This is a genomic window from Sphingopyxis terrae subsp. terrae NBRC 15098, assembly GCF_001598815.1.
Lineage (GTDB): Bacteria > Pseudomonadota > Alphaproteobacteria > Sphingomonadales > Sphingomonadaceae > Sphingopyxis > Sphingopyxis terrae.
The window spans coordinates 531,122-554,239 of record NZ_BCZQ01000003.1; the positions used below are offsets into that span (position 1 = coordinate 531,122).

28 protein-coding genes are annotated in these 23,118 nt (G+C 63.0%); 12 read left to right on the forward strand and 16 right to left on the reverse strand.

Features of this window, described 5'->3' with window-relative positions; translation table 11 throughout:
* Positions 1-13 precede the first annotated feature (13 nt).
* Positions 14-382, forward strand: coding sequence for a P-II family nitrogen regulator (locus STE01S_RS02615; protein WP_162928179.1), 369 nt, complete (start codon positions 14-16; stop codon positions 380-382).
* Positions 383-921: 539 nt separating this feature from the next.
* Here STE01S_RS02615 and STE01S_RS02620 read toward each other — a convergent pair.
* The 7 genes from STE01S_RS02620 to STE01S_RS20735 all read right to left on the reverse strand — a co-directional run bounded on the left by STE01S_RS02620 (position 922) and on the right by STE01S_RS20735 (position 4,999).
* Positions 922-2,520: an FMN-binding glutamate synthase family protein gene (locus STE01S_RS02620; protein ID WP_062764637.1), complete on the reverse strand. Its 1,599-nt coding sequence runs from the start codon at positions 2,518-2,520 to the stop codon at positions 922-924.
* 64 nt (positions 2,521-2,584) lie between these two features.
* Complete coding sequence (locus tag STE01S_RS02625; RefSeq protein ID WP_162928180.1) at positions 2,585-2,962, reverse strand: hypothetical protein; 378 nt, start codon at positions 2,960-2,962, stop codon at positions 2,585-2,587.
* On the reverse strand, positions 2,959-3,204 hold the full coding sequence (locus STE01S_RS02630; RefSeq protein ID WP_062764486.1) for a hypothetical protein: 246 nt from the start codon (positions 3,202-3,204) through the stop codon (positions 2,959-2,961). The genes STE01S_RS02625 and STE01S_RS02630 overlap by 4 nt, the downstream gene beginning before the upstream one ends.
* On the reverse strand, positions 3,201-3,341 hold the full coding sequence (locus tag STE01S_RS20235) for a hypothetical protein (RefSeq protein WP_162928181.1): 141 nt from the start codon (positions 3,339-3,341) through the stop codon (positions 3,201-3,203). The genes STE01S_RS02630 and STE01S_RS20235 overlap by 4 nt, the downstream gene beginning before the upstream one ends.
* A complete protein-coding gene (locus STE01S_RS02635; RefSeq protein ID WP_162928182.1) occupies positions 3,338-3,940 on the reverse strand; it encodes a hypothetical protein in 603 nt (200 codons plus the stop codon). The genes STE01S_RS20235 and STE01S_RS02635 overlap by 4 nt, the downstream gene beginning before the upstream one ends.
* A gap of 375 nt (positions 3,941-4,315) precedes the next feature.
* Entirely contained in the window at positions 4,316-4,744 is a 429-nt protein-coding gene (locus STE01S_RS02640; protein ID WP_218016965.1) for an Lrp/AsnC family transcriptional regulator, read from the reverse strand.
* A 48-nt stretch (positions 4,745-4,792) separates the two neighbouring features.
* Positions 4,793-4,999 (reverse strand): hypothetical protein, encoded by a 207-nt coding sequence (locus tag STE01S_RS20735; RefSeq protein ID WP_255265865.1) that lies wholly within the window; start codon positions 4,997-4,999, stop codon positions 4,793-4,795.
* On the opposite strand from STE01S_RS20735, the gene alr reads away from it, so the two are divergent.
* Genes alr through STE01S_RS02655 form a run of 3 tightly spaced genes read left to right on the forward strand, consistent with a single transcriptional unit; the run spans position 4,938 to position 7,645 of the window.
* Positions 4,938-6,023: an alanine racemase gene (gene alr / locus STE01S_RS02645; RefSeq protein ID WP_255265864.1), complete on the forward strand. Its 1,086-nt coding sequence runs from the start codon at positions 4,938-4,940 to the stop codon at positions 6,021-6,023. The genes STE01S_RS20735 and alr overlap by 62 nt on opposite strands.
* Positions 6,020-7,276, forward strand: a complete 1,257-nt coding sequence (locus tag STE01S_RS02650; protein WP_062764494.1) for a D-amino acid dehydrogenase — start codon at positions 6,020-6,022, stop codon at positions 7,274-7,276. The genes alr and STE01S_RS02650 overlap by 4 nt, the downstream gene beginning before the upstream one ends.
* A gap of 21 nt (positions 7,277-7,297) precedes the next feature.
* Positions 7,298-7,645, forward strand: a complete 348-nt coding sequence (locus STE01S_RS02655) for a RidA family protein (protein ID WP_062764496.1) — start codon at positions 7,298-7,300, stop codon at positions 7,643-7,645.
* A 418-nt stretch (positions 7,646-8,063) separates the two neighbouring features.
* On the opposite strand, the gene STE01S_RS02660 is transcribed toward STE01S_RS02655, so the two are convergent.
* The 4 genes from STE01S_RS02660 to STE01S_RS02670 all read right to left on the reverse strand — a co-directional run bounded on the left by STE01S_RS02660 (position 8,064) and on the right by STE01S_RS02670 (position 11,461).
* Positions 8,064-8,639 (reverse strand): DUF488 domain-containing protein, encoded by a 576-nt coding sequence (locus STE01S_RS02660; RefSeq protein ID WP_062764498.1) that lies wholly within the window; start codon positions 8,637-8,639, stop codon positions 8,064-8,066.
* Positions 8,632-9,222 carry a uracil-DNA glycosylase family protein gene (locus STE01S_RS19500; RefSeq protein WP_082813189.1) on the reverse strand — a complete coding sequence of 197 codons (591 nt, stop codon included), beginning with the start codon at positions 9,220-9,222 and terminating at the stop codon, positions 8,632-8,634. The genes STE01S_RS02660 and STE01S_RS19500 overlap by 8 nt, the downstream gene beginning before the upstream one ends.
* A gap of 138 nt (positions 9,223-9,360) precedes the next feature.
* Positions 9,361-9,990, reverse strand: coding sequence for a response regulator FixJ (fixJ, locus tag STE01S_RS02665; protein WP_062764500.1), 630 nt, complete (start codon positions 9,988-9,990; stop codon positions 9,361-9,363).
* On the reverse strand, positions 9,980-11,461 hold the full coding sequence (locus STE01S_RS02670; RefSeq protein WP_255265858.1) for a sensor histidine kinase: 1,482 nt from the start codon (positions 11,459-11,461) through the stop codon (positions 9,980-9,982). Before STE01S_RS02670 ends, fixJ begins: the two co-directional genes overlap by 11 nt.
* Before the next feature lie 143 nt (positions 11,462-11,604).
* Between STE01S_RS02670 and STE01S_RS02675 the strand changes: the two genes are divergently transcribed.
* From STE01S_RS02675 to STE01S_RS02695, 5 genes are read left to right on the forward strand one after another with little or no spacing between them, the layout of a single operon-like run.
* Positions 11,605-12,294: an alternative oxidase gene (locus tag STE01S_RS02675; protein ID WP_062764503.1), complete on the forward strand. Its 690-nt coding sequence runs from the start codon at positions 11,605-11,607 to the stop codon at positions 12,292-12,294.
* Complete coding sequence (locus STE01S_RS02680; protein ID WP_255265859.1) at positions 12,276-12,668, forward strand: response regulator transcription factor; 393 nt, start codon at positions 12,276-12,278, stop codon at positions 12,666-12,668. Before STE01S_RS02675 ends, STE01S_RS02680 begins: the two co-directional genes overlap by 19 nt.
* A 35-nt stretch (positions 12,669-12,703) precedes the next feature.
* The gene (locus STE01S_RS02685) at positions 12,704-13,153 is read left to right on the forward strand and encodes a globin domain-containing protein (protein WP_003046961.1); all 450 of its coding nucleotides are present in this window, start codon (positions 12,704-12,706) and stop codon (positions 13,151-13,153) included.
* Positions 13,154-13,166: 13 nt separating this feature from the next.
* Positions 13,167-13,550 carry a group III truncated hemoglobin gene (locus STE01S_RS02690; protein WP_003046958.1) on the forward strand — a complete coding sequence of 128 codons (384 nt, stop codon included), beginning with the start codon at positions 13,167-13,169 and terminating at the stop codon, positions 13,548-13,550.
* Complete coding sequence (locus STE01S_RS02695) at positions 13,547-13,834, forward strand: DUF1971 domain-containing protein (RefSeq protein ID WP_003046956.1); 288 nt, start codon at positions 13,547-13,549, stop codon at positions 13,832-13,834. The genes STE01S_RS02690 and STE01S_RS02695 overlap by 4 nt, the downstream gene beginning before the upstream one ends.
* Positions 13,835-13,917: 83 nt before the next feature.
* Here STE01S_RS02695 and STE01S_RS02700 read toward each other — a convergent pair whose 3' ends face one another.
* Positions 13,918-14,322, reverse strand: coding sequence for a MarR family winged helix-turn-helix transcriptional regulator (locus tag STE01S_RS02700; protein WP_003046953.1), 405 nt, complete (start codon positions 14,320-14,322; stop codon positions 13,918-13,920).
* Between the two features lie 72 nt (positions 14,323-14,394).
* On the opposite strand from STE01S_RS02700, the gene STE01S_RS02705 reads away from it, so the two are divergent.
* The 3 genes from STE01S_RS02705 to STE01S_RS02715 all read left to right on the forward strand — a co-directional run bounded on the left by STE01S_RS02705 (position 14,395) and on the right by STE01S_RS02715 (position 16,822).
* Entirely contained in the window at positions 14,395-16,182 is a 1,788-nt protein-coding gene (locus STE01S_RS02705; RefSeq protein ID WP_409371967.1) for a chloride channel protein, read from the forward strand.
* 89 nt (positions 16,183-16,271) lie between these two features.
* Complete coding sequence (locus STE01S_RS02710) at positions 16,272-16,583, forward strand: hypothetical protein (RefSeq protein WP_062764507.1); 312 nt, start codon at positions 16,272-16,274, stop codon at positions 16,581-16,583.
* Positions 16,584-16,585: 2 nt separating this feature from the next.
* Complete coding sequence (locus STE01S_RS02715) at positions 16,586-16,822, forward strand: hypothetical protein (RefSeq protein WP_062764509.1); 237 nt, start codon at positions 16,586-16,588, stop codon at positions 16,820-16,822.
* A 183-nt stretch (positions 16,823-17,005) separates the two neighbouring features.
* On the opposite strand, the gene STE01S_RS02720 is transcribed toward STE01S_RS02715, so the two are convergent.
* The 4 genes from STE01S_RS02720 to STE01S_RS02735 all read right to left on the reverse strand — a co-directional run bounded on the left by STE01S_RS02720 (position 17,006) and on the right by STE01S_RS02735 (position 23,116).
* Complete coding sequence (locus tag STE01S_RS02720; RefSeq protein WP_082813190.1) at positions 17,006-17,950, reverse strand: DMT family transporter; 945 nt, start codon at positions 17,948-17,950, stop codon at positions 17,006-17,008.
* 120 nt (positions 17,951-18,070) lie between these two features.
* On the reverse strand, positions 18,071-19,351 hold the full coding sequence (locus STE01S_RS02725) for a sugar MFS transporter (protein WP_062764513.1): 1,281 nt from the start codon (positions 19,349-19,351) through the stop codon (positions 18,071-18,073).
* A gap of 82 nt (positions 19,352-19,433) precedes the next feature.
* Positions 19,434-21,476: a glycoside hydrolase family 97 protein gene (locus tag STE01S_RS02730; protein ID WP_062764515.1), complete on the reverse strand. Its 2,043-nt coding sequence runs from the start codon at positions 21,474-21,476 to the stop codon at positions 19,434-19,436.
* Entirely contained in the window at positions 21,476-23,116 is a 1,641-nt protein-coding gene (locus tag STE01S_RS02735; protein WP_003047089.1) for an alpha-amylase family glycosyl hydrolase, read from the reverse strand. Before STE01S_RS02735 ends, STE01S_RS02730 begins: the two co-directional genes overlap by 1 nt.
* Positions 23,117-23,118: the final 2 nt, after the last annotated feature.

Consider the following 23,118-nt stretch of genomic DNA (forward strand, 5'->3'; position numbering starts at 1 on the left):
AGGAGATTTGATCATGACCATCAAGGACGACACACTTCCGTTGCACCGGCGCCGCAAGATCGAGATCGTGATGCGGGCCGAAGATCGAGCATTGATCGAAGATTTGTTGCGCGCGGCCGGCGTCAGCGGCTGGACCATGATCCGCGACGTCGCCGGCATGGGCCATCATGGCTTTCATCAGGGCAGGACCATCTTCAACGACGAAAGCGGCCTCGTGATGTTCGTGGGCGTCGGCGACGAGGCGATCATCGCCGATGTCGCCAGCGGCCTGTCGCGCCTCTTCGAACGGCGCCCGGGCGTAACATTCCTGTCGGATGTCGAGGTGATGCGCTCGGACTATTTCGCTCCGTCGATCGGAACAGCCGGTGATCCATCCTTTTGACATGCAGGGCAAGACTGCCGTCGTTGCGACGATGCACGGCAAGGAGCGCGTCATCATTCCCACCCTGGCGCCGCTGGGCCTCGCGTTTCTGCCGCGTCCGCCGATCGACACCGATCGCTTCGGAACCTTTACGCGCGATATCCGCCGGGCGGGGAGCCAAAAGGAGGCACTGGCTGCAAAGGCCCGCGCCGGGCTCGCCGCCGCGCCGGAAGCCGATTATGCGGTCGCGAGCGAGGGCGCTTTAGCACGCCCCGCCAAGTCACATCCGCAGCACCGGTTCCGGCGCCCGCAGTCCTCATGCTCCGGATTCCTATATTGCCCCGGCACTGATCGCGATCGAAGGTGCCGGTATCAACGCTGGCTCACCCAAATGTTGCATTTCGCCGCCCTTTCCATAAGGGACGCGGAGATGTCCGGCGGCGCGACGCATTGGCACCGAATGATCGCCCGCGGTTCCCGAAAAGAACAGCCCCACCTGCGATCGGTCCGGCGCCGCCCCGGGGCTACGGGCGACGTGGACGATGCGCTCGCCCCCGGTGCTATATTGCAATCTGGAAGCTATCGGCGCGTGCGAGTCGCCAAGCGGCGCTGTAAAAATCGCGATCCGACGCGCCGCTCAGCAATTCTCCATCTTCCAGAAAAATGTGCAGCTGGGAGAATAACCGGATTTCCGTGAGGCTGACCCGGCGAACAAGATGATGCGGGCCAAGCCGGCCGGGGTGATCGAGACCCGCGGCGGCGATCATCTCGGACAGTGCCAACAGCGTATTGCGATGGAAGCTATAAACACGGGCGGCCTTGTCGCTCACGACAAGCGCGCGCTGGCGCATCGGGTCCTGCGTCGCCACCCCCGTCGGGCACAGATTTGTGTGGCAGGACAGCGACTGAATACAGCCGATCGCGAACATGAAGCCCCGTCCGGCATTGGTCCAGTCGGCACCGAGCGCCATCACCGTGGCGATGTCGAAAGCGCTGACGATCTTCCCGGCGGCGCCGATCTTGATCTTCTGCCGCAGACCCGCTCCAACCAGCGTGTTGTGGACGAATAGCAGGCTTTCGCGCAGCGGCATGCCGAGATGGTCGGTGAATTCGAGCGGCGCCGCACCGGTGCCACCCTCCGCGCCGTCGACGACGATATAGTCAGGAAGAATGCCCGTCTTGAGCATGGCTTTCACGATCGCCATGAACTCCCACGGCTGCCCGACACAGAGCTTGAAGCCCACCGGCTTGCCTTGCGACAGGTCGCGCAGACGCGCGATGAATTGGAGGAGCTCGATCGGGGTGCTGAACGCCGAGTGGCCCGGCGGGGAAATGCAGTCGCGCCCCATCGGAACGCCCCGCGTCGCGGCAATTTCGGGGGTCACCTTTTCGGCGGGCAGGATGCCCCCCTTGCCGGGCTTCGCTCCCTGGCTGATCTTGAGCTCGATCATTCGTACCTGCGGATCCGCCGCCTGCTCTGCAAAGCGTTCCGGATCGAAGGCGCCCTGTTCGTCGCGACAGCCAAAATAGCCGCTGCCGATCTCCCAGATGAGATCGCCGCCATGTTCGCGGTGATAGGGACTGATCGAACCTTCGCCCGTGTCATGCGCAAAGCCGCCGAGCTTCGCCCCTTTGTTGAGTGCGCGGATCGCGTTCGCACTGAGCGCGCCGAAACTCATCGCAGAAATATTGAAGATCGACGCCGAATATGGCCGGCGACAGGCTTCGCCGCCGATCGGAATACGAAAAGCGGCCGGATCGGCGACAGGAACGGGGCGCGTCGAGTGCGCGATGAACTCGTAGCCATTTTCGTAAACGTCAACGAGGGTGCCGAATGCTCGCTCACTGACCTCATTCTTGGCCCGCGCATAGACGAGCGAGCGCTGGCTCCGCGAAAAGGGCGTTTCCTCATGATCGTCCTCGAAGAGATATTGCCGTAGGCCCGGACGAATCTCCTCGAAGAACCATCGCAGTCGGCCGACGATCGGATAGTTGCGGCGTACCGAATGCAGCGGCTGTCGCAGATCGTAGAGCCCGACGCATGAGAATGTGATGCCTGCGGCGAGCATCGCCCATGCCCAGGGCGCCGGAAGACTGGGAAGGGAAATGAGCGCCGCGGCTATGCTCGTGGCGAGCGGGATGAAACGAACGAAGGGCAAGGGAAGCTCCGCGACCTGCATCAGGCCAGATGTGAGAGTGGGGCGTTGACCGGCTGCCGCGCGGTCAGCTGAGCAACGGATGCAAGCCGGCGACCGCGAGCGCCGCGGGCAACAGGAGGGAAATCGCGAACCCTGTTAATGGGGCCTCGAGGTCGGGTTCGTGATCGCCATAAAATTGCGCCAATTTTCCTGAAAGCCGGACGTCGCCGATGATCACGGCCTGCTCGGCGAGCGACAGGGTCCGAAACTGCCGCATCAGCGCGGCTTGCTCCTGCCTTCCAAGGTCGGGATAGCGGTCGAGCCATTTCCCCGCAGCCTTCAATGCGGGCGACCGCGGCCGCCATATCTCCGTTTGTGCCTTGTATTTGCTCATTTTTCGTGTCTTTCGGGTGCCGCTAGAGAGCGCGCAGCATGCCGGATCCTCAAAAAAGCCGCGTCTCATCGCCGGACTTCGGCGATCTGGGCGGTGGCGAGACGGGATTGGGCGGGACTCGTTGAAATAAACGCGGCCATGATCGAGAAGTACACACAGGCGGTGACCAACCATCCGCGTCCCGGCCTTTGCGTTATGGCAAGCATCGGGCTGTGCAGGCCGATGACCACCGCGACGAGAAGCAGGCCGAATATGTCTCCGACAGTGTAATTCCAATGGAAGCTTGCTTCCGACCATTCGCGCATCATCATTCAACTCCGACAATTATCGTGCCGACGCCCCAGCAGACGGTGACAAACAGGGTGACGAACATGACCAGCGTCAGCATCCGCATTCGGCAACTCAACCGAGAAGCCTCGCCTGGCGAGCCAAATAATGGGCTGTTCATGGCGCGCGCTCCTCGTCGGCCAACGCCACGCAGCGTGCTTGCAGCGCGCTCACCAAGGCGAGCATTTCGCGGCGGACGGACGCCGGCGCTGCTATTCGCGGGTCGCACCAAAGATCGGCATATAGGTCGGCATAAGCGCGCAATTTGACCGAGACCTCGGCCCTGACACCCTTCAGGCGGCGTTCGATGTCGGCCGCACACTGCGCCGCGCGTTCAATCGGCAGACCGCGTCCGGCGACATCGCCCCAGGCTGCACGGCGCTGCGCCTCCACGGCAAGCCAGCCCGGGGGGGTCGTGAAGTGGCGCCGCAGCGCGGCGACCATGGCTCTGGGCCGCGCCGCGCCGGGATACAAACGCAGCGCCGCCGCCAGCAATTGGTCTTCCGCGAGGGGTGACTGTTCCAATTGGTCGATCGGGGTAAGACCGTGGCCGGAAACGGCACGCAGGCGCGCAGCTTCGTGCGGAAGCGCGAGCATCGAACTCGCGCGGCGCGCCGCTTTGTCTACTATTCGGCGGAACAGCAGCTGCTGTTCCCGGGAGGCAGTCACGTAAATCTCCATGGCCGCCAACCGGAGGCTGGCGGCGCGCTGTTGCAGCAATTCGAGGACAAGGTCTCTGAGCGGGACAATCTGCGCGCCGGTGCAGGATCCAAGGATCCCCCGCGTCGGATAGTGAAGCGTCGATCATCGCTTTCGATCGGGCTCGAAGCGCTGTCTGCGGTCGAGGAACACCCCGGGTCCGCCACGCGCGGAGCCGGGGCGGCTAGCGTTCGAGCAGCCGGCCCACATAGTGCGCAAAGCGCGAGGGAGATGAAGCGTTATCGCTCATGACGTCCTCAAGATGGCGCTCCGGCCGCGGAAGTCAAGCTTGGCCTTCCGCGGCGGCATACGCCGGCGGCCCGGTGAGCCGCTGCATTCGGGCAAAGATCGATTATCATGCCGGCTGCTGAGGTTGCCGGCATTCGGGTACCGCAGCTACATCCTGCGATGGCTGCGCATCGCAAAGCTCGACGTAATCCGCGCCACCCCGGGCAGCCGGGACAGAACGTCGCGGTGGAACGCGCCATAATCGTCGATTCCTCCAATCTGAACGTGTAGAATATAGTCGCCATCGCCCGTCATAAGAAACCATTCCTGAACTTCCGGGTGCCGGCGGAGCGCTGCCTCGAAACGCAGCAAATATTCCTCCGACTGGCGTTCGAGTTCCACCTGCACGATCGCGATCGTCCCTTCGTCCGGCGACCCACCCGCCACGATCGTCGTATAACCTCTGATCACACCCGACTGTTCGAGGAGCCGCACACGGCGCAAACAGGCCGAGGGGGAGAGTCCGACCTCGGCGGCGAGATCGCTGTTCGTGATCCGGGCATTCAGTCGCAGACTATTCAGGATGCGGCGATCCATATCACTCAGACTCGGCACGAAGATTCCTCCATCTGTTCGAAGATTCTTTCAAGAAATGCGGAAATCAGCACTGCTATTGGTCAATTCGGCGAAAAATTGCGCATAGTGCGCGCTACTCTCAGCGGCGAGGGAGAGGAAGTTGGAATCGAAGTCGCCGCCCCATTCGAGCCGCCTCATCGTCGACAATGATGCGATCACTGCGAATTTTCGGGATCTTGCGAGGCGTGTTGCGCCCGCGATGTGCGGAGCCGTCATCAAGGCTGACGGCTATGGTCTAGGCGCCGCAAATGTCGCACCTGCGCTTCTCCACGCCGGCTGCTGCAGCTTTTTTGTCGCGCGGCTAAGCGAGGCGGAGGAGCTCCAGGGGCGCGTGGGCCGCGACTGCGCGATCCTGATCCTGAACGGTCTCGACCCCGGCAGCGAAGCGGCCTGCTGCGATGCAGGCTTTGTTCCCGTGCTGAATTCCCCCGCTCAGCTCGCCGCCTGGCGCGCCCATGCCCGATCAGCCGCGCGGCCGCTACCAGCCGCGCTGCAGGTCGACACGGGCATGTCGCGGCTCGGCCTCACGCCCGAAACCGCGGTGACCGCCGCGCGAGAGCCGGGATTGCCGGAGGAGATCGACCTCAAGCTGTTGATGACGCACCTTGCCTGCGGAGACGAGCCGCTACGCGAGTCAAATATCGACCAACTCCGCCGCTTCGAGGCGGTCGCGGCGTATTTTCCTGGCGTTCCGAAGTCGATCGCGAACAGCGCCGGCGCGTTTCTTGGAACGGATTTCCACTGCGATCTGGTGCGCGCCGGGATCGCATTGTTCGGCGTCGCCCCGGTCACGAAAGCAGAGACCCTGCGTCCGGCGGTGCGTCTGGAGGCACGTGTCCTGCAGATTCGTACCGTCACGGCTGGCACGGGGGTCGGCTATGGCCTCGACCATGTCGCGGCGGCGGCGCAACGGCTTGCAACAATCGCCACGGGCTATGCCGACGGCTGGCCGCGAAGTCTCGGCGACAAGGGCGCCGTCTGGCACCGGGGCGTGCGGCTTCCGATCGTCGGGCGCATTTCGATGGACAGCCTGACGGTCGACATCGGCGGCCTTGCCGAAGCGGATATTTCGGAGGGAGACTTTGTGGAGCTGCTGGGCCCTTCGCAATCCATTGCCGATGTCGCGCGGGATGCCGGAACCATCGGGTACGAAATCATGACCGGTCTCGGAAGGCGGCACACCCGCTTCGTCATCGAAAATGGACGGGTGCGCAATGCGCCTGATGGAAAAGCGGCATGAGAGTGGTCGTGCTGGGTGCCGGCGTCGTCGGCGTGACGTCTGCCTATTATCTGGCCGAAGCGGGTCATGAGGTCATACTCATCGACCGACAACCCGGGCCAGCGCTCGAGACAAGCTTCGCCAATGCCGGCGAAATATCGCCGGGTTATGCGTCGCCCTGGGCAGCGCCAGGCATCCCGCTGAAAGCCATGCGCTGGCTGTTCATGAAACATGCCCCGCTGATCCTAAAGCCGCGCATCGACATGGCGATGCTGCGATGGATCGTCGCGATGCTGCGAAACTGCACATCGGCGCGTTATGCGCTCAACAAGAGCCGCATGATACGGCTTGCCGAATTTAGCCGCGACGAACTGATCGCGCTGCGCGGGCAACTGCCGCTCGATTATGAACAGCGCTCGCAAGGGACCCTCCAGCTGTTTCGGACCCAGAAGCAGTTCGACGACAGCGCGGGCGATATCGCGGTGCTCGAACATTACGGCGTCGCCTATGAATTGCTTGGCCGGGACGCTTGCGTCGCTGCCGAGCCCGGATTGTCGGCGGCGCGGGACCGTTTCGTCGGCGGTCTGCGTCTGCCCGGCGACGAGACCGGCGACTGTCACCTGTTCACGTGCCAGCTTGCCGCCCACCTGCCTGCAATGGGCGTCGAGCTCCGCTACAGCTCGCATATCTTCGGCCTGGAGATAGGCGAAGGCCGCGTCGACAGCGTGCGTACCGACACGGGACTGATCCGAGGCGACGCCTATGTGGTCGCGCTCGGCAGCCATTCACCCTTGATCCTGCGCCCCGCCGGACTGTCCTTGCCGGTCTATCCGGTCAAGGGCTATTCGATCACCCTGCCCGTCGCCGATGCAGACCGAGCGCCGGTATCGACGCTGCTCGACGAGAGCTACAAGATCGCGATCACGCGGCTTGGCGACCGGATCAGGGTCGGGGGTATGGCCGAACTCTCCGGCTTCAACGGGACGCTGCCGTCACAGCGTGAAGCGACGTTGCGCCATTCGCTGGACGATTTGTTCCCGGGCGCCGCCGACGCGGACGCACCGTCGCATTTCTGGAGCGGGTTGCGTCCGATGACGCCCGATAGCACGCCGGTAATTGGCGCGACCCCGGTGCCGAACCTTTTTCTCAACACCGGACACGGCACCTTGGGCTGGACGATGGCTTGCGGATCGGGGCGGCTTGTCGCGTCGCTGGTCGGCGGCGAGCGTCCGCCGATCGATCCCGCCGGTCTCGGAATAGATCGCTACATCTGAAACAGACGGAAAGGAAAATTGATGACTATCGAACGCCTCCATTCGGGCCCGCGCATGAGCCAGGCCGTGATCCATAATGGCCTTGTCTATCTCGCGAGCCAGATCGGCGCACCCGGCGAGGACACGGCCGCGCAGACCCGTGCGGTGCTCGACAAGATCGATGCGCTCCTCGCCGAGGCGGGAACCGACAAATCGCATGTGCTCACCGCCACGATCTGGCTTGCAGACATGAGCGATTTCGGCGCGATGAACGAGATATGGGATCAGTGGGTTGGCGGCGCCAATGCCCCCGCGCGGGCAACCGGAGAGGTGAAGCTCGCGACGCCCGACTATCGCGTCGAAATCATCATAACAGCCGCGCTTCCCTGATCAGGACAGGTACGCCCTCGCGGAGCGTTGCGGCGGCCCGGAACCGAAAAGGCCGACGCCGTTACCCATATCGAGTGGGCGCGGCGCCGCTTTTCGATTTTCCGCATGCGACGGCGCCTGTCGTTCTGCGCGATGATAGGTTTTTTTGCCGTCTTCGCAGTTGAATCGAAAACTGCCGATCGGCCAAGGGCGGCGGAATGCGCCCGGTTCGGGACCGCTTCACCTACCGGGTGAGCGCGCCAAATATTCGGTGGGTTCAAGCAGGCGATCGACCGCCAACTGCAGGATGAGCGGCTCGACGCTGACACCCTGATGCAGGAGGCGGACTGGATGAAATTTCCGGATCTCGTCGTCGGGGCCAAACCCAAGCCGGGGCGCCGTCAAAGGCCGCCATGGGGCCGCGCAGTTCGCTTCCGAATTATGTCGTTCTCCGAGCGCCAAGACTGGGGGCCGGCTCGTCGGGATATATCAGGTAGCTTTCGACCGGTGTGGCGGCCGGGGTCATTTTTGCCGGCTCTACCCGGCCTGCCCCCATAAGGTGGTACACGGCGCATCCCTTATTCAACAGATAGTCGGCCACAATCCGCCGGTGGCAGCGCCACCAGACAGCCTCGGAGCACATTATGGCACTGGACTTCTGGCCGCCCCGTTCAAGTAGTTCGGCGAGTGCGACCTGGAACGGCTTGGTCGTGGCATAGTCCGCATAGTTGTGAAAACTCTGGTTCTTCCAGAAACCGTTCGTGGCCGGATCGACCGACAGCTGCCGCGGCCTCCGCCCGCCAAGGTCCTTCAGATACACATGGCCAATTTGATATTGCTCAAGCGTGCGCGGAAGTGTGTCGAGATTATATTGAGGGTTGGTTCGCGAGCGCGGATGAGACCGTATATCGACGATTTGCGTTACCCCGACGGCACGCAGAATATCGACGAAGACTTCGATCGTCCGTGTCGAATGGCCGATTGTGTAAATCGACAGGGCGGCGGCCTCAATCATCGTCCGTCCCTTTTCCCAACGCCTGTCTCATGGCGGATTTGAGAGCGGGAAGAACATCGAATTCGAACCAGCGATTTCGCTCGATCCAAATTTGTGATCGCCAGGATGGATGAGGTAACGGAAAATAATCCGGTAGATAGTCTCGGTAATGGCGGACACGCTCTTCCACCTTGCCGGGCCCCAAGGCGGCCGCCTGCGCGTAGGATCCCACGAGCAAGGTAAGACGAATGTGGGGCATGTGGGCGAGAAGGCGTGATCGCCAAAGCGGCGCGCACTCCCGGCGAGGAGGGGCGTCGCCGCCCGCGCTGCGCCCGGGATAGCAAAACCCCATAGGAAGAATCGCAATTGACTGCGCATCGCAAAAGATGTCGTCCGACAGGCCGGTCCACGCGCGCAGCCGATCGCCCGATGGATCGGCGAACGGAACGCCCGACGCGTGGACTTTAGATCCTGGAGCCTGGCTCGCGATTAGCAGTCGCGCTTCGCGCGAGGCCTGCAGAACGGGGCGGGTTCCATGCGGGAGATGCAGAGCGCATGTCTGACATTGCCGCACCTCCTCGATCAGACTTTCAATAGAATTCATGTTGAAACCTGCAACTGCATCTGCGTGGCTTCAACCAGGAACGCCGGTGGTCGGCGGCGGTTGCGGGCGCTTTCCCTGCGGATCCGGCGTTCGGGCAGACGTTGCGCCGAGCGGACGATTCAGCGGACTGGCGAAAGATCAATCCTGCGTCCGCTGCCCGTCGAGCTGGATGATCGTCGCCATTCGAACGAGGTCCGACAGCGTTTTCGCCTGCATCTTCATCATGGCATTCGCCCGATAGACCTCGACCGTCCGTGCGCTGATCGAGAGATCAAAGGCTATGGCCTTGTTCGCCTTGCCGGCGACAAGACCATCGACAACCTCGCGCTCGCGCGCCGAAAGCGCGGCCATGCGGTCCATGATCGCCTGTCGTTCCGCCCGCGCGGTTTCGCTACCGGTCTGCTGTGTCAGCGCCCGCCGGATTGCACCCAGCATGATGTCATCGTCGAAAGGCTTCTCGATGAAATCGGCGACACCGGCCTTCATGGCCTGAATGGCGAGCGGGACATCGGCATGACCGGTAATCATAATGACCGGGATAGACGCGCCCCGAGCCTTCAATGTCTCCACCAACTCCATCCCGCTGGTCCCTGGCATCCGTACGTCGGTCACGACGCAAGCGCCATCGAGTGGCGGTGATGCCTTTAGAAAGGCGTCGGCAGACGCAAAGCCCCGGACACGGATGCCGGTGCAATCAAGCAGAAATTCGAGCGAACCGCGCGCGCCGTCATCGTCGTCGACCACATAGACGATCGGATCATTCGCCATCAATTAACTCCTCGTGGCCAATTCTCGGCAAGGTGAAGCTGAACCGCGCGCCGCCGCCGGGCACCGGATCGACCCGGATCTTCCCGCCATGTGCCTCGACGATAGTGCGCGAGATCGACAAGCCCACGCCCATACCGGTGCGCTTCGTGGTTATGAAGGGCTGAAACAATTGCGCCGCCACGGCGGGATCGATGCCGGGGCCATTGTCGGTCACGGTGGCCCGGGCCATGTCGCCATCGGACTCGATCCCGATCGTCATTTCGCGGTTTCCCGCGGCCGTATCGGCAAAAGCGTCGACCGCATTGCGGACGAGATTGAGCACCACCTGCTGAATCTGCACCTTGTCGACGAGCACCAGATCGACGGCTGGATCGAAGGCGAAGCGAATGCGGATATCATGTTCGCGCGCACCTACCAGCGCAAGCGCGCTCGCCTCCTCGACGAGCTTGGGCAGGCTTTCGACCGTTCGCTCGGTTTCGCCGCGTGCGACGAAATCGCGCAGCCGCCGGATGATGTCGCCCGCGCGCAGAGCTTCTGCCGCCGCCCGTTCAACGGCGTCGGTCAGCCGATCCATCGCAACCTCCTCGCGCGCCAGAAGGATCCGGCTGCCTTTAAGATAATTGGCGATCGCCGACAGCGGCTGGTTGATCTCGTGCGCCAGCGCCGACGCCATCTCGCCCAGACTGGTAAGACGGGAAACGTGGACGAGTTCGTTCTGCAGTTCCTGTAAACGCGCCTCGGCCTTCTGGTTCTCGGTGAGGTCACGAATGAAACCGGTGAAAAAGCGTTCGCCGCCGGCCCGCATCTCGCCGACCGACAATTCGATCGGAAAGGTCGAGCCGTCGCGCCGCTCTCCTACGACCACGCGCCCCTTCCCGATGATCCGCCGTTCGCCGGTGCGGTAGTAGCGATCGAGATAATCGTCATGCGCGCCGCGGTAGGGTTCAGGCATCAGCAGGCGCACGTTGCGGCCCACTATCTCCTTTGCCGGCCAGCCAAACATGCGTGTCGCTGCTGGACTGAAGTCACGGATATCGCCAGCTTCGTCAATGACTACCATCGCGTCGGGCACCGTCTCCAGAACCGAACGGAGATGCGCTTCGCGCGCGGCGAGGCTGGCGGCAGCCCTCTCGGTTTCGACCCGCGCGTGCTGGAACCATTCGCCGCCGATGGCAATCGCCAGCGAAATTAGCAGGAATGACGCAGCCGCTATCCAGCTCCCGCCGGCAAGAGGGCCCGACAGGCTGTCGCACCACAAGCCCGCCGCCGCGCCCGCCAGGGCCGCCAGGAGGCCGGCGCGCCATCCCGAAAGAGCGCCCGCCAGGACCACGCCGGGCACGAAGAAGATGAAGGTTGCGCGCTGGCCCAGCTCGTCGGCGAAAGCGAGGCGGACGCCGGCGCCCGAGGCGATGGCAACCAATGCGAGCGCCAGCGCCTGCGCCACCGGAAGCCGGGGCAGAAAGCGGCTCACAAAGCTGGCACGCTGGACCTCCGGTAAATCCCTTAGGGGAGGTACGGTAGGGACATCATCCAAATTTCCGCGCTCCTCTCTCCGGCCTACTTCATCCCCATCGACGGCATCTCTACCCCTGCCGCCGGAACGGAGATGTTCCCATGACTGCCCCTTTCATCGATCTCAGCGTCCATCACAACCCCAAGGGTCTGTCCGATCGTGTCGCTTATGGCTTCACCAAGGCCCTGCGCTGGTGCGCCGACACTTTTTTCGCCGAGCGCTACGGTCATCGCGCCGTGGTTCTGGAAACGGTCGCCGCTGTGCCGGGCATGGTCGGTGCCACGATCAACCATCTCACGTGCCTGCGCCGCATGTGCGACGACAGGGGCTGGATAAAGACGCTCATGGACGAGGCCGAGAATGAGCGCATGCACCTCATGACCTTCATCGAGATCTCCAAGCCGACGCTCTTCGAGCGGGCGGTGATCATCGGCGTGCAATGGGTGTTCTATGTCTGCTTCTTCGCGCTCTATCTCATCAGTTCCAAGACAGCGCACCGCGTCGTGGGCTATTTCGAGGAAGAGGCGGTCATCAGCTACACACATTATCTTGCCGAGATCGACGAGGGCCGCAGCGCGAACGTCCCGGCCCCCCAGATCGCCAAACATTATTGGGGCCTGCCCGCCGATGCGACGTTGCGTGACGTCGTCCTGGTCGTTCGCGCCGACGAGGCGCACCACCGCGATGTCAACCACGGCTTCGCCAACGAGCTCGCCGGTCTGCCCGTCGGCGCGGTGGCCGAGTGTCCGCCGCATGTGACGCTGGAACCCAATTGGAAGAAGGCGGCTTGAGCGCAGGCCCAAGGCAAGGAGAGAAGGGCATGGATCGGCCGGTTACACTTCTGGCGAGCGATCTCGCCCTTCGCTCCGCGCTCGGTTTTTTGCTGACGCTCGAGGGGTTTGACATTCGCGGCGACGCCGACCGCGCCACCGGTTCCGTGTGCTTGGTCGTCGACCAGGGCTTTCGCGGCGACGGACTGGCATGGCTTGCCGGCCTTCGCGCCGCCGGGAACTCGTCGCCAGCCATCGTGCTCACGACGCATCCTGACCGCGTCGTTCGCGCCTCGGCCGTGGCGCTCGGCGCGCGGCTGATAGAAAAGCCGCTGACGGGCGACGAATTGACCGATGCCCTGACCGAAATCCTGACCCATCGCCCCGCCGATTGACCGCCGCGACACCTATCGAAACAAAGGAATATACTATGCGCACCGCCTCTCCCCAAGCCATGGCCATCGTCAAATCGACCGCTCCGGCGCTCGAGAAGCACGGCGTCGAGATCACCACCGCCATGTACACGCGGCTCTTTTGCGACCCTGCCATTGAGGCGCTGTTCGACAAGGCGGCCCAGCGCAGCGGCGAGCAGCCGCGACGCCTTGCGGGCGCCATCCTTGCCTACGCGCGCAATATCGACAAGCTTGCGAACCTCGGCACGGCGGTCTCGCGCATGGTCGCGCGCCATGTCGAGACCGGCGTCAAGGCCGAACACTATCCCTATGTCGCCGAAGCCCGGCTTCCTGCGATCCGCGACGTGCTCGGGGCCGACGTCGCTACCGACGAGGTGCTGGCGGCTTGGGGAGAGGCTTATTGGATGCTCGCCGACATTCTCATCGCAGCCGAGGCGCAAGCCTATGAAGACGCCTTAGCAGCCTGACCGGGTAGACCGAATGCAACCGCAATTATCCGAGCAGGACCTCGCGAAGCTCATTCCCGAATTTTACGCGCGGGTCAGGGCCGATCCGGTTCTTGGTCCGGTCTTCAACCGCGCAATCGCGGACTGGGACGAGCATCTTGAAAAGCTGCAAGCATTCTGGTCGTCGATCATGCTGACGAGCGGGCGTTACAAGGGCCAGCCGATGGTCGCCCATCTGCGTCACGAAGGTGCCATGACCAAGGCGAATTTCGACCGCTGGCTGGCGTTGTGGCGAAGAACCACCGGAGATCTTCTCGATCCGGGTATTGCGGCCGCACTTCAGGCGAAGGCAGCGCGGATCGCCGAAAGCCTGCAGCTTAGCGTCCAGTTCCAGCGTGAACGATTGGCGAGATCATGACGACCACCCTGCCCGCCGGTGTTCGATCCTACAAACGAACCGCCACATTTACTGAAGCGACGACGCCCGCTGCCTTGATGAGCGACCATGCGACGAAAGAGGGCGTCTGGGGTCTGATTCACGTCGAAGAGGGCAGATTGCGCTACCTTGTGACCGACGAACGACGGCTCGCTTCCGAAATAATCATCACGCCGGAGAGCGAACCGGGCATTGTCGAACCTACGATCGCGCACAGAGTCGAAGCGGTTGGGCGAGTGCGGTTCTTCGTTGAATTCCTGCGCTGAACCTCGAGCGCGCAGCCCGCGCGCGGCGGCTCGCCGATTCCGGGGGAGTATCTCAGGGACGCGGCCGTTCCCGGCGCCTTCGGCTAGCCGAGCTTCGACAGATGCTTGACGAGCAGGGGCTGGAGTTGTCGCAGCTCTTCGCGATGTGCCGCAGACAGAATTGACAGGATATCAAGTGCCTGTGGTGTCAGTCTGAGCAAAGCCCGCCGGCGATCGGATTGCGTCAGCTCGCGGCGAACAAGACCCAATGTCTCGAGCCGGTCTATCAACTCGGACGCGGAGTGAGGTTTCACGATCAGGCGCCGTGCAACATATCCGACCGTCGCTTCGTCGGGCGGCGCCCCGCGGATCGCCAACAGCGCCTGGTGCTGTTGCGGCTTCAACCCCGCTTCCGCTGCCTTGGTCTCGCTGAAAACCTGGAAGCGCCGCAGCGCGTACCGGAATTCGGCCAGTGCGGCATAATCGATGTCCGTCGAATTCGCAGCCATGAACGCCCCTGATTGAATTATATCGCATTACGATATAATTGCGCCGCCTCCGTCATTCGAAAGAGGCATATGGTGAGCTTTCCTTCTGCACGAACGATTTCCGGCCATCAACTTGCCGACCATAGCGCCGACGCCAGAATGATATTTCTTTCGCTTCTGGCGCCGGTGGTCGGCACAGGCGGGGCGTTCGGCGCGTGGGTCCTGATCAAATCGATCGCCCTCGCCACCAACGCCTTCTGGTTTGGACGGATTTCGGCCGAAGCGGCGGAAATCTCGGATGCCGCCGTGGGTTTGGCCGTGGTTGCCGTCCCCGTGATCGGCAGCCTGATCATCGGTCTGATGGCGCGGTTCGGTTCGGAGAAGATCCGCGGCCACGGTATTCCCGAAGCGATCGAGACGATCCTGTTCGGTGAAAGCCGCTTGTCGCTGAAAGTCGCAATTCTCAAGCCGATATCTGCCGCCATTTCGATCGGAAGTGGGGGGCCATTCGGAGCCGAAGGACCGATCATCATGACAGGTGGCGCCGTCGGCTCGCTCTTTGCCCAGTGTTTTCACCTTAGCGCGGCGGAACGAAAGACCTTGCTCGTGGCCGGCGCTGCCGCGGGCATGACCGCCATTTTCGGAACGCCGATGGCCGCGATCCTGCTCGCGGTCGAAATTCTCCTGTTCGAATGGAAGCCGAGAAGCTTTGTTCCGGTCGTCATCAGTGTTCTGGTCGCCGCTGCATGGCGCCCCGGACTGATCGGAGATGGCGCGATGTTCCCCGGTATCTGGCCCTCGCCGGACGTCGGCTGGATCGTCGCCGCCTCGGCCGGCATCGGGATAGTTGCAGGCCTGCAGGCCGCGCTGCTTTCCACCTTCCTCTACCGGGTCGAAGACCTGTTCCACCGTCTGCCGGTCCACTGGATGTGGTGGCCGGCGATCGGGGCCACAGTCGTAGGCGTTGGCGGTTTGATCGATGCGCGCGTTCTTGGCGCCGGCTATTCGAATATCCAGTCGCTGATCGATGGCTCGATGGCGTTGCGCGCAGCCATCGTCCTGCTGATTGCAAAAGCCATTGTCTGGCTCGTGGCTCTCGGGTCGGGGACGTCCGGCGGGGTGCTCGCACCCCTTCTCATTCTGGGGGGAGCAACGGGCTACATCCTCGGTCTCTGGCTACCCGGTTCGCAGGGCTTCTGGGCGATGATCGGGATGGCGGGCATCCTGAGTGGCGCGATGCGGGCGCCGCTTACCGGCATCATATTTGCCGCAGAATTGACGGGCCGTTTCGATGCGCTTCCGGCCCTTATCGCCGGATCCGGCTTCGCCTATGCAATCAGCGTTCTGTGTATGCGGCGCTCGATTCTCACCGAGAAAATCGCTCGCCGCGGACGGCACATCCTGCAGGAATATATCGTCGATCCGCTCGACATGCAGCAGGCTGGCCAGCTCATGACGCCCGCGCCTGACACGCTGCCGGCCGAAATGACGATCGGCCCGGCTCTGCGATTTTTCACCGACGAGGCGATTCATCGTAGTTATCCTGTCGTCGATGCCGAGGGATGCCTCGTCGGGCTCGCATCGCGATCGGACGCGCTGCGATGGAAGATAGGTGCTTTCGATGAGGCCGCGACGCTCGGCGAAACGCTTTCGGACGCATCGCAAGCAGTGGCTCATCCCGAAACGCCCTGCGGCATTGTCGCAGACCTCATGGTCGAGACAGGCGTTGCGCGCGTGCCGATCGTCGAACGCGAGACGGGCAAAGTGGTGGGGATACTATCCCGCCAGGACTTGCTCAAGGCGCGACGAGCGCAGCAGAGCGCCGAGACGAAGCGAAGACGTTTTGTCCGGCGGGATCTGGCCGGTTCGACACCCGATTGATTTTTATATCGTAATGCGATATAATTATGCGCGTCGCCGATCTTCGCGACAATTGGTCGATCGGCGCCAGCAGGCGAACGATAGTGTAGATGCTCAGCGACCTGATGGAAGCCCTCGGGCTGGTTCTGGGGAGCTTCGCGGTGGCGGCCGCATCGGTCATCACGGTGTGGAGCGCCTTCGGACGATCGCATCACCCCGAATGGAGCGCTCCCGCGCTCCTGATTGCTCTGTCTCTCGCGATCGCCATGCGTCTGGTCCGCGGCGAGCTATTGTCGATGGCCGCGATATTGCTGACGATCGCCGCCCCATTTATGTGGATGGAAGGACGAAGGCGCAAACACGGATCGAAAGCGCCAGCGGGCCCCGGCACGCGGCGTGGGCCGTTCAATGGAAGGACATGAGCATGCAGCCAAAACCGTTCCTGTCGCGCTACCCCGTCATCGTTTCCTCGATCAACGGCCGGCGCCGGCCAGGGAAAGCAGAAATCCGCACGGTGGCGGTCCGGATATTTCACGAAATTCATGGGATCGGCCCAAACCGGACCCGCCGGCTCCGGCAAGCGCTGCTGATCGCGCGCGGCGCCTTGGGTTTGGCGCCTTCAAGCGAAGGCGCTTCCGCGATGCGTGGCCCGGGGGCGTGATGTGTCAGGTCCCATCGCGAGCGTGAAAGTTGGCGCCTTTCCATGTCCGGAAGCGCAAGCGTCACTCGATTGCAACGGTTTCGATCGACCGCCACCCCGGTCTTTCGTGCTGATGCGGCGCTCGGACGCGAATATTCGGCATGAACGCCCGCTGGTGGGCGCCGCCAAAATGACAAACCATGCTCAGCGGTCGGCAGGAATGGACTGTTCGACTGATTGACGAGCAATGCGGGAGGCGCTGAAAATCCCTGCGCCGATCAGGCTCATGCCGACAAGATGGAACCATCTGAACGGTTCGGAGAGGATAAATACGGCGAGCATGGCGCCGATAACTGGCATGATGTTGAGATAAAGCCCGGTTGCTGCCGAACCGAGCAACTCGACCCCGCGATTGAAAAAGAGATAGGCGATAAGCGAGGGAAACAGGCAGACGTAGCCAATCGCCATCCAGCTTTCAGAACTGCTTTCTATCAATCGGCCGTCAATGATCTCGGCCAGATAGAAGGGCGCGATCACGACAATGCCGATCACGAAGGTTGCCGCCAGAAAGCTCAGTGGATGAACGGCCGGACGTTTGCGCAACAGAACGGAATAGAAGGACCAGACGACAACCGCGACGCAGATCACGAGATCTCCCGAATTGAATTCCAGTTCGAGAAGCGAGGACAGATCACCGCCCAGAATGATCATCAGCGCCCCGGTGATCGAGAGACATATGCCGATGACCTGCGGCAACCGGACATACTCCCCGAAAACGAGAGCACCGAGCATGAGAATCAGCGCAGGCTGCATCGACTGGAGCAGCAGGCCGTTGACTGCCGTGGTCGTTTGAAGGCCGGTGTAGAGGAGGGTGTTGAAGGTTCCGATCCCCAGAGCCCCCAGCAACAGCAGCCAGCGCCAGTGCGTTTTGAGGGTAGCGAAGTCTCGTCGCAGATGGGGCCATGCAAACGGCAACAACAACAGAAAGGCCAAGGCCCATCGCCACCAGGCTAGCGCGACCGGCGGCATCACATCGCGCGCCGCGCGACCGACAATCGAATTGCCAGCCCAGAACAGTGCGGTAAATGTCAGCAGGAGATAGGGGCGCGACCAGACCCAGCCGGTCATTCGCTCCAGAAGTGCGGGCATGCCAAGCTCCGGCTTATGGGGCGAAAGTTGCGAGCGCCGCGCTGGCGCATTGCTCGTTGCTTGCCGATCCACCCGAGCCTGCGACCACAGGCAGCTTTTGCCCCGGCAAATGCGATGCCGTCATGCCGGCCGCCGAGCATAGTGGCCGAAGGCAGCGATGACGGCATAGCAAGCGGCGGGAAGGAGGAGCGCGAGCCCAAGATGCCCGGTGAGGTCCGCGATTGCACCGGTCGCGAGCGGGACCACGGCACCTCCAAAGATCGCGATATTGATGATCCCTGACCCGTCGGCGGCGCGGGGACCGAGCTTTTCGGAGGCGAGGCTGAAGATCGTCGGGAACATGATCGCGTTCATCAGGCCTATGGCGAGCAGGCTGTAGCCCGACAGAGCGCCGGTCGTGCTGGTGGAGACAAGGATCAGCGCGATCGCGCCGACCGCGACCCAGGCGAGCAGCTTGCCCGGACTGATGACGCGCATCACTGCCGATCCGATGAAACGCCCAACCATCGCGCCGCCCCAATAGAGTCCGATGAGCTTGCCCGCTGCCTGTTCCTGAAGGGCCAGGACGTGCCCCTGCATCAGGTAGCTGACGATCAGCGACCCGATCGACACTTCGGCGCCAACATAGAGGAAGATGCAGAGAGCGCCGAAGCCGAAACGCGGACGCCTCAGCAGGTCAAAACCCGCAAGCGCGGCACTCGCCTCATGCCGCTCGCCCTTCAGGCGATCGCGGAACATCCAAACGGTCGCCGCCACGACCGCAAGCGCGACCGAAATGCCGAGATAGCCATGCACAATCGCGAGGCTTTCGGAAGTGCGATAGGCGTCGAGCTCGGCGCCCGATAGCTGATCGGCGCTCACCTTTGCCAGACCGCCGAGGATAAGCGTCGACCCTGCGACCGGGAACAGCGTGGTACCCAGCGAGTTGAACGCCTGTGCGAAGGTCAGGCGGCTGTGCGCTGTCTCAGGCTTACCAAGCAGCGAGATCAGCGGATTGGCAACGACCTGCACGATAACCACCCCGCTCGCGAGGACAAACAGCGCAAGCAGGAACAGGCCATAGGTCGCATTCTGCGATGCTGGAATGAACAGGAGACAGCCTACCATCATCGTAAGCAGGCCCGCGACCGCACCGCGCATATAGCCGATCTTCTTGACAAGCTTCGCCCCCGGTATCCCGTTGAGCAAATAGGCGGTGAAGAAGCAGAACTGTACGAGCATTGCCTGCGTGTAGTTGAGAGTGAATAGCTCCTTCAGCTTCGGAATAATCACGTCGTTCAGAGACGTGATCCCCCCGAAGATGAAGAACAGCCCCATGACGAACAGCCGCAGCTCCGGTGCGTCGACATAAGCTTCCGTTCTTGCATCCCCGGCGCTGGTTGGGGCGGGCGTATGGGCCATCCTGCTTCTCCAAAATAGTCCTATCGACGATAGGTGATGTCGTTATCGCGATCCGTAGGGTCGGCCATAATCAGGACGCGTATCATTTACCCGCGGCAAGGCGCATGGCGGCGCCGCCGCCGGGCGCGAGCCACAGGGTATAGCTATCACCCTTTTTCACCTTGATACTGTCGTATGCGATGCTGTGCCGCGCTTCGGTCAGATAAGTGGCGCCGTCGCCGTCCTCATAAATCGTCGCGACGTAGGTTCTGCCCGGTTCCAGAAAGTCGAAGCGCAGCGTCAACGTCCGCGCCGTCGCATCGTTGACGCCGCCAACATACCAGTCAGCACTGTTGCGGTCCTTGCGCGCGAAAATAGCATAATCCCCGACCTCGCCCGCGATCAGGTGGCTTTCCGACCAGTCGGTCGGCACTTTCGAGATGAAATCGAGCTCGCGCGGAAACTTCTCCAGCGTTTCGGGGAAATCGGCCGCCATCTGGATCGGCGAATAGATGGCGAGATAGAGGCCGAGCTGCTTCGCCAGCGTCGAAGCCAGCGCCGCATGGTTCGCACCCTCGAGACTGAGGACCCCTGGCGTGAAGTCCATCGGCCCCGACAGCATCCGCGTATAGACGAGCGTCGGTTCGTGATCGGGGCCGTTTGCGAAGGCGCTCCAGGCATTATATTCCATGCCCCGGGCGCCTTCGCGTGCGACCCAGTTGGGATAGGTACGGCGAAGGCCGGTGTCCTTCACCGGCTCGTGCGGATCGACCGCCACATGATATTTGGCGGCGGTCTGGACGACCTTCAGATGATGCTGCACCTGGCGCTGGCCGTCGTGCCACTCCATCGCAACGCTGTCGGCGGTGTCGCCCGGCGCGATTATGCCGCCCGCATCGGCGACATAGCCGGTCTTGACCGTCCCGACGCCGAGCCGGCCGTACAGCTTCATCGCATCGTCGAGCTGCGCCTCGTAAACCTTAATATTCCCGCCGGTTTCATGGTGTCCGATCAGCTGGACATGCTTGGCGCGAGCATAGTCGGTAACCGCCTTCAGGTCGAAATCAGGGGTCGCCTCGGTAAAGCTGAACTCGTCGCCGTGGCCGAACCAGTTGCCGTTCCAGCCTTTGTTCCAGCCCTCGACCAGGACGCCGCCGAAGCCGTGCTTCGCCGCGAAATCGATCGTCGCCTTCGTGCGCTCGGTTGTCGCGCCATGCTTCGGCCCCTCGGCCCAAGTCCAATCGCCGCGGATCATGCCCCACCAGATGCCGACATATTTCATCGGCTTGAACCAGCTGACATCGCCCAGCTTGTTCGGTTCGTTGAGATTGAGCTCGAGGTCGCTTTCGACCAGCCCCGCCGCGCTGCCCGCAATGCGGATCGTGCGCCATGGCGTCGCGAACGGCAGGTCGCGCACGACGCGCGGCCCCTTCGACGAGGGTGCCAGCGTGGCGCGGAATTTCTGCCCTTCGGCGCGCTTCAACCACATCCCCGAATAGTCGACGAGCGCTGCCTCGTGGAACGACAGATGCGTCCCGTCGTCGAGCCGCACGGTCATCGGCGTGTGCGCGGTGGCGACGGCATCGACCGGCGTCTTTTGATAGATCTGCTCGTACCGGTTCCACTCGCCGGCCGCGATCCACCACGCCGTGCCCTTGGGCACCAGGTCGAATTCGGTGATTTCGTCAGCAATCTTCGCGGTCTTGAGCCCCGCCTGTTCGGGGAGTTCGTAGCGGAAGCCGATGCCGTCGTCGAACAGGCGGAAGCGGACGTTCATCGCGTGGCCGCCCCAGCTTTCGTTTTGGCGCAGGCGAACGAGCAGTTCGTTGTGGTGGTCGCGCACGAAGCGGCGTTCGCCCCAAGGCTGCTCCCAGCGGCCGTCAGCGCTCGCGCGCTCGATGCCCTCGATCGCGAAGCCGCGCTGGAGGCCGATCCCGTCGGTGAGCAGGAAGCCGAGCTTCGACGGCGCGAACAGCAATTGCCCCTTGCGCGACAGCGACCAGGTCGGCCGCTGATCGTTGTCGGTCGCGACGGTCAGCACCAGGCTACCGTCGGGCGAGGTTGCGGTGACCGACGCTGGCGCCTCCTGCGCGAAAGCGGGCGACGCGGCGAGAAGCGCGAGCGGGGCAAGGCGAAGCATGGACATCAATGTTCGATCCGGATCCAGAGGGCACCGCAAGGCGGCAGGGTGTCGGCGTCGGCGCCATTGAGCGCCACGATCGGCATTCCGCCGCGATGCTGCGCGGCAATGTCGATCGCCTCTCCGCCGAGGTTGAAGAGGCAGCGGATCGTTTCGCCTTCGGTCACGCGGTCGAAGACCAGCAGGTCGCCCTCGGCCACCCAGCCGCCGTCGCGGCCGTGACGGAGCGCGGGATGCGCTGCCCGCAGCGCGACGAGCCGCCGCGTCAGGTTGAGCAGCGACGCGGGGTCGCTATCCTGCCGGTCCACCGCGAGGCCGGCGTGCGCGTCGCCCAGCGGCAGCCACGGACTGGCGGACGAAAATCCGGCATGCGCCGCATCCCCCGCCCACGGCAACGGCGTCCGCGCGCCGTCGCGCGACAAGGTCAGCGGCCAGTTCTTCAGCGCTTCGGGATCCTTGACCATCTCGAACGGGATATCGACCTGATCGAGCCCCAGTTCCTCGCCATTATAGATGATGATGTTGCCGCGCAGCGCACACAGCAGCGCCATCTTCATGCGCGAATAGGCGGCGGCATCGACGCCGGCGGGCGTCCAGCGCGACACCGCGCGCGGCGCGTCGTGGTTTTCGAAGGCCCAGCTCGGCCAGCCGATACCCGGCGCGTCGGGCCATTGCTCGGCAGCTTCGCGAACGAGCTTCGGCGTCAGCCGGTCGGCGTAGAGGAAGTCGAAACCATAGGCGCTGTTCAGGCGCCGGTCGCCCGCGGTGAACAGCTTCATCTCGCGCACCGCATCGTCGCCGCCAACCTCGGCGACGGTGAAGCTGCCGCCATATTCGTCGGTTAGCGCGCGAATGCGTTCGAGGAACAGCGGAATGTCGGGATGCGACTGGTTGTGGATTTTCAGCTGAAAATCGAACGGCCGGGTGCGGACCTTGTTCGACGGCGGCGCCGGAGGATTGTCGCGCAATTCGGGATCGTGCATCGCAAAATTGATCGCGTCGATGCGGAACCCGTCGACGCCGCGGTCGAGCCAGAAGCGGACCACGTCCAGCAACGCATCCTGCACCGCGCGATTGTGGACGTTGAGCTGCGGCTGGGTCCCGAGGAAATTGTGCATATAATATTGGCCGCGCCGCGCGTCCCACGTCCATGCCGGACCGCCGAACACCGACTGCCAATTAGTCGGCGGCGAGCCGTCGGGCTTCGCATCGGCCCAGACATACCAGTCGGCCATCGCATTATCCCTGCTCGCGCGACTGGTCGCGAACCAGTCGTGCCGGTCCGACGTGTGTGCAAAGACAAGGTCGGTCGTCACCTTCAGACCCAGCGCGTGCGCGCGCGCGACGAGCGCGTCGAAATCGTCGAGCGTCCCGAAGATCGGATCGACGCCGTAATAATCGGCAATGTCGTATCCGAAATCGTCCATTGGCGAGGGATAGAAGGGCGACAGCCAGATTGCATCGACACCCAGCGAGGCGACATAATCGAGCCGCGCGGTGATGCCGGCCAGATCGCCGATCCCGTCGCCGTTTGAATCGGCAAAGCTGCGCGGATAAATCTGGTAGATCGCCGCGCCCTTCCACCACGGCAGGTCGGCGTCGGCGACGGCGTGCGGTTGTTTGGCAAGGCTATGGTTCGTCGTCACGC